At 68.7% G+C, this 1,688-nt stretch carries 2 protein-coding genes; both read right to left on the bottom strand.

Going from position 1 to position 1,688, the window contains the following annotated elements; translation table 11 throughout:
* Positions 1-53: 53 nt before the first annotated feature.
* Entirely contained in the window at positions 54-413 is a 360-nt protein-coding gene (locus tag B4M60_RS13065; protein ID WP_291084764.1) for a cupredoxin domain-containing protein, read from the bottom strand.
* A 6-nt stretch (positions 414-419) separates the two neighbouring features.
* The coding region (locus B4M60_RS13060; RefSeq protein WP_291084761.1) for a multicopper oxidase family protein at positions 420-1,688 on the bottom strand (1,269 nt) is incomplete at its 5' end.

Here is a 1,688-nt window from a genome sequence, read left to right as displayed (position 1 = left end):
CGCCATCGCCCCCAGGGCCGTGAGGCCCGGACGGTCGGCCCGTGCGACGGAGTTCATCCCTCGACGATGACCGTTCCGGTCATCGTCGGATGGGGGGTGCAGTGGTAGCCGTACTCTCCCGGGGTGTCGAAGGTCTGGGTGAAGCTGCCCTCGATCTGCAAATCGGAGGCGAACTCGAACGTGGAATCGTCGTCCGAGACCACGTCATGGGGAAGGGTCGCCTCCCAGATCCACTCGACGGAGTCGCCGGCCTGGATGGTCACGACGGCCGGGTCGAACTTCATGTCCTTCACGTGGACCCGGACGGTCTCACCCGAGGCCGCCGATCCGGAGCCCCCGTCGGACGAACAGCCGGTGGCGAGCAGAACGGCGGACATCGCCAGTGCGGCGAGCTTCGTGGTGCGATGCAACATGAGTTGTCACCTCTCGTAGTAGAAATTTGTCGTCATACCGGCGTCCAGGTGGTAGGCGTTGTGGCAGTGGAACATCCACGCGCCCGGGTTGTCGGCGTCGAACTCGAACGCCAACTCCCGGCCGGGATGGATGATCACCGTGTCCCGCCGCAGCCCGCCGTACCCGGGGACGCCGAACGTGTGCCCGTGCAGGTGCATGGGGTGCCACATGTCCGTCTTGTTGGTCATCTCCACGCGGATGCGCTCGCCGGTCTTGAAGGACACCTTGCCCACGTCGGGGCCGGCGATCCCCCAGACGTAGTCCTCCGGCGACTGGATCAGCTCCAGCCGGAACGTCCTGTCCGCCTCCCTTGCGTCCAACCTCGAGGCGTCGGTCGCCTCGAGGTCGGAGTCCTGTACGGGCGTAGAGGATAGTTCGGTGATGTCCCCCGCCCTCGTCGGGTCGACCGTGGTGGCCGAGTCCTGCGTCCGCAGGGTCGTGGCCACGAAGGCGTCGGACCCTTCGGCGCGGGCGACGATCGGCCAGGTCCCCGAGTCGGCGTCCACCAGGACGTCGACCCGCTGCGCCATCCCCAGGAGGACGCTGTCGGCCTCCACCGGCTCGCACGGGAACCCGTCGGTCTCGATGATCCGCATCGTCTTGCCACCGACCGCCACCCGGTAGGGCGTCTCCGCCGCCGCGTTGATGAGGCGGAGACGGACGGTGGACCGTGGCGGTACCGTCACCGGCTCGGCCTCGGCCGACGGCCGGCCGTTGATGAGGTGCATCGGGTAGGCGATGTGCTGGACCATTCCGCCCAGGGCTGCGGACCGCACGTAGGGACCGGAGGTCCGGGCGAGGGCGTCCGGGTCGACCGCACGGGCGGCGGTCGTGGTGGCCGCACTCTTCCCGGAGTGACCGCCGTGACCGGCATGCCCCCCGAGAGCCGGGTTGAGCGCCCGCAGCAACTCGTCCGGAGACGGTCCGAAGCCCACCGTCCAGTCGTCGATCAGGATCACGTGGTCCACGTCGGCCCCGTACTGGTCGTCCGGGTCCTCCACGACGAGCGCGCCGAGCATGGCCTCGTCCGCCTGCAGACCGGAATGGGAGTGGTACCAGTACGTCCCGGCGTGCGGGAGGAGGAACGAGTACTCGAAGTCCCCGCCCGGGGCCACCATCTCGCCGGTGAGCGGCGGCGCCCCGTCCATGTCGTTGCGCAACTGGATGCCGTGCCAGTGGATGATCGTCTCCTCGTCGAGGAGATTGGAGTGCGTGACGCGGAGCCGGTCCCCGAG

The sequence above is a fragment of the Dietzia sp. UBA5065 genome, from assembly GCA_002415925.1.
Lineage (GTDB): Bacteria > Actinomycetota > Actinomycetes > Mycobacteriales > Mycobacteriaceae > Dietzia.
Note: the sequence above shows the minus strand (reverse complement) of the source record. Positions and strands in the feature narration are given on the sequence as shown.